2 protein-coding genes and 1 pseudogene are annotated in these 3,140 nt (G+C 50.2%); 2 read left to right on the top strand and 1 reads right to left on the bottom strand.

Going from position 1 to position 3,140, the window contains the following annotated elements:
• Nucleotides 1-377: pseudogene (locus tag FEK66_RS26150) on the top strand (DDE-type integrase/transposase/recombinase); the annotation flags it as partial.
• A gap of 575 nt (nucleotides 378-952) precedes the next feature.
• On the top strand, nucleotides 953-1,693 hold the full coding sequence (locus FEK66_RS24240) for a tyrosine-type recombinase/integrase (RefSeq protein ID WP_135495631.1): 741 nt from the start codon (nucleotides 953-955) through the stop codon (nucleotides 1,691-1,693).
• 148 nt (nucleotides 1,694-1,841) lie between these two features.
• Here the strand turns inward: FEK66_RS24240 and FEK66_RS24235 are convergent, their stop codons facing one another.
• Entirely contained in the window at nucleotides 1,842-2,852 is a 1,011-nt protein-coding gene (locus tag FEK66_RS24235) for a RepB family plasmid replication initiator protein (RefSeq protein ID WP_135495632.1), read from the bottom strand.
• Between the last annotated feature and the right edge of the window lie 288 nt (nucleotides 2,853-3,140).

Below are 3,140 nucleotides of genomic sequence, written 5' to 3'. Positions count from 1 at the left end.
TAGTCGCATGACGTCATCGCTGGTCTGCCACGCGCTGATGAAGGCGTATAACCTGCGCAATCCGCCCCACGGGCTGGTGATGCACACGGACAGAGGGTCCCAGTACACCGGCAACCGCTTCCAGTCGATGCTGAAGAGCTATGGGCTCAGAAGCAGCATGGGAGATGTGGGCGCCTGCTGGGATGGAGCGCTTCTGGGGTAGCCTGAAACATGAATGGCTGCTGCTTGTACCCCAGCCCACGCGGGCCGATATGAAGCAGGATGTGGTCACGTATATCCGCCACTACAATCTTGACCGAAATCATGCAGCTAATGGGGGCCTGTCTCCTGCGCTCGATGAGCGACTGACTGAGAAAAAAGTGTCCGGTTTAAATTGACCAGAACAATACGACATGTCCACCCGTAAAATGAAATACTACTGTTTCTGCTCATCAGCCGGAGGCGGTATTACCCCGTCCCGGTCTGCAGAAAGCGGATATGCCATTCCTGGGGGGCTGACAATAAAGGGATCTGAGCCGATGCTGGCCCTGTTTTTTATTTGCAGTTATCGTGATTCCGGCTCAATGGAATGCAAGCCGGAGAGGATAAATGCGAGCAGAGCATGTTTCTCATTTGCAGTTAATCTGAGCAGAAAAACGGGATAAATGCGAGTCGACGCGATTTCAAACGCGATTCGCTACATTTACCCTTTCGTTTCAGATCCTGTCTGTCCTGGCATTACCCCAATTCTCCCAAAAGCGGCAAAAAAGCCCTCACCCCGAGCCATAACTGGCTTCAGCGCGAATTTTCCCGGAAACATGCCCCTTTACGCATTTGGTTTTTCCCGCAATAATGCGTGATAATCAAACAAAAGGATCCGCGGGCTGCGATTTATTGTAATGGAAGGATCCCGGTGTTCAGGCCAGAATATCCGTAACAAAAAAAAAATCGTGCGCTATGTGAAAACCCACTCATGAACAACATCATTCCTCTGCAGAATTCACCAGAACGCGTCTCTTTATTACCCATAGCACCGGGGGTCGATTTTGCGACTGCTCTTTCCCTGAGAAGAATGGCCACCTCCACCGGCGCCACACCGGCCTATCTGCTGGCTCCGGAAGTCAGCGCACTCCTCTTCTACATGCCCGATCAACGCCATCACATGCTGTTTGCCACTCTCTGGAATACCGGTATGCGTATCGGGGAAGCCAGGATGCTGACATCAGAGTCGTTTGACCTGGATGGTCTGCGCCCTTTTGTGCGGGTGCTGTCTGAAAAGGTCCGGGCGCGGCGCGGGCGCCCGCCAAAAAATGAGGTCCGCCTGGTCCCGCTGACAGATATAAACTATGTCAGGCAGATGCAAAGCTGGATGGTGACCACCCGTCCACGGCGGCGCGAACCATTATGGGCAGTGACCGATGAAACAATGCGGAACTGGCTGAAACAGGCAGTGAAGCGGGCCGGGGCTGACGGGGTACATTTTTCGATTCCGGTCACACCACACACCTTCCGGCACAGCTATATCATGCACATGCTCTATCACCGCCAGCCACGGAAAGTTATCCAGGCACTGGTCGGTCACAGGGATCCTCGTTCGATGGAGGTTTATACCAGAGTGTTTGCACTTGATATGGCCGCCACGCTGGCAGTACCGTTTACCGGAGATGGCCGGGATGCAGCCGATATTCTGCGTTCACTCCCCCCAGGCAAGTGAAAGCGTCACGGCACACGAACTAATATTGACTGAGGAATGCAGTATCACATACCACAGTCAATACTGGTTCGGCAGAACTCTTGCGCACTGCATACCACAGTCAATAAAGAGAAAGTAACATACCTCAGAGAATATCTGCATACTGCAGTCAATTTTCTGGCTTCATACTGGTGAGCGCCTTAGCGAGTTTTTTCGGATCTATCCCCGCAGCTTTCAGCGCCTTAATGATTTCGTCATAGTTCTGCTCAGGTGCTTTTTCGCTCTCTTCTTTCCGTGGCACTTTCACCGTACTGCTGATGAGCTTAGGATTCCGGTAATGCACGCTGAAGTAAGTGGCCTGGCCACGTTTGAATTCGGTGTAATCCAGATAACCAATATCCCTGAGCTGTTCCATGGCCTTTCGCACGGTGTGATTCTGCGTGTAGACGCTGGACGTCAGATTGAGGCGATCGCGCATACGTTTCATGGAAATGGGGGCAGGATTCAGCGGAAGGCTTTCGATGTAGGTATACAGCGCCTGTGCTGATTCCTTACGTTGCAGTGCATCAATCGCTTTCAGGCGTAACAGTACCCGCCGGTCCATGTGATACAGTTCAAATAACTTGGGCTCAGCCTTGATCTCCACAACATCTTCGTTGATGTCGTAGAACGCAGACTGCACCAGGTGTGTCGTCCAGCCTTTTGTTTCACTCTGAAATTTAAGCGTCACGGAGGCCAGTTTAAATAACGAATTACTGATGCGATCGCGCATTTTCTTGTTGGAGCGGCGGGAATCAAACCCACACATTTTAATGAAGTCGACAAATGAGAGCTCAAGGGTGTCATTTTTCACGCCATACTCAGACATCGAGCGAATGATCCCAAGCCATACCTTGAAATCCGTATCCATGTCCAGACGCGAACCAGTGATCTTCACATCATTGTATCCCTCACTCCTGGCTATCGACAGCTGTACGAGTTCATCAGTGGCATCTGTGACGTTTTTACGGTTGGTCTTGCGCCTGGAGGTCGACTTAAGCGTTGGAACAAACAATCCCAGCCGCATGAGCGCCACGGGTTGTACCGTACTGGCGCTGTTAACATCCAGCTTAACAATTTCTCCGGTTGTCTTATCAGTTTCCTGCAGATTAAGAGGTAATTCATTATTTTTATTAGTCATTTTTAATACCAACAGTTATCCACACAGGGAAGTATATATACATGCCACAGTCAACGGAAACACATACCTCAGTAAATACCTTTGCATATTACAGTATTGAAAAAGGCATACAACAGTCAATTTTTTACCAACCACAGTCAATGACATCAGCCTGTTACGGCAGGCAACACGCGGGCTGTAACAATCCGGGGATCTCTTTTTGATCTCAATAAGATCTCTTAGGGATCAATTACTGGATCGCAGGTATGAATAACTCTTTAATGACCACCTGATGTGGTTGACTAAACC

It is taken from the genome of Escherichia sp. E1130 (assembly GCF_005781065.1).
Lineage (GTDB): Bacteria > Pseudomonadota > Gammaproteobacteria > Enterobacterales > Enterobacteriaceae > Escherichia.
The sequence above is the reverse complement of the archived record's forward strand: the minus strand, read 5'-3'. Positions and strand labels throughout refer to the sequence as shown.